The organism is Paraburkholderia sp. BR14320, from assembly GCF_040948665.1.
Taxonomy (GTDB): domain Bacteria; phylum Pseudomonadota; class Gammaproteobacteria; order Burkholderiales; family Burkholderiaceae; genus Paraburkholderia; species Paraburkholderia youngii.
In genome coordinates, this window is sequence record NZ_JBFPKG010000221.1 from 1 (window position 1) to 825 (window position 825).

Sequence of the window (825 nt, forward strand, 5' to 3'; positions counted from 1 at the left end):
GACATTGCCCTGCATGATCGCCTGGAAATTCTCTGTCGGCAGCAGGTAGTCGTCAAAGTCCCTGAACTGGCGTGAGCACTGCACCCAGATGTCGCCTGAGCGTAGCGCGTTCTTCCGCTCGGCGAGCGCGCACAGTTCGTAGTAACGGCGATCGAGACCGCTGTCGGGCATCACGAGTGGTTTCCAGCGTGGCTTGACGAAGGCGGTGGGCGCGTCGGCAGGAATTTTTCGCACTCCGTCGTTGTCCATGGCGCGGATCGTATCGACGGCTGCAAGCACATCCGTCGCCGCAGGAGCGGCACGTAGCTTCAGGATGTCCAGGAAGGCCGGGACGTACCGGCGCAGTGTCGCATAATGATCCCCGATCTGATGCAGAAAATCGAACGCTTCGGGCTGGGCGAGCTGCTCGGCTTCGCTGACGCTTTTCGTGAACGCCTCCCACGACATGACGGATTCGATCGCCTTGAACGCGTCGGCGCCGTTTTTCTTGGCTTCCAGCAGAGCCCGGCCCAGCTTCCCGTACAGTCTCACCTTGTCGTTGATGGCTTTTCCCGAACGATGAAACTGCTCCTGATGCTTGTTTTTCTCGGCATTCAAGAGCCGTCCGATGATGCGGTCGTGCAGATCAACGATCTCGTCAGTGACCGTCGCCGTAGCTTCGATCACGATGGCCACCAGGGTGGCATGACGCCGTTGCTTTTCGAATCTGGCCAGGTCGGCAGGCGTCATCTGCGCGCCTTCGCGGGCGATCTTGAGCAGACGGTTCCGGTGAACCATCCGGTCGAGGCCTGCGGGCAGGTCAATGGCGTGGAGGATTTTGAGGCG

Annotated in this window: 1 pseudogene; it reads right to left on the minus strand. The window is 60.4% G+C overall.

The features are described from left to right. Positions 1 to 825: pseudogene (locus AB3X89_RS40000) on the minus strand (Tn3 family transposase); the annotation flags it as partial.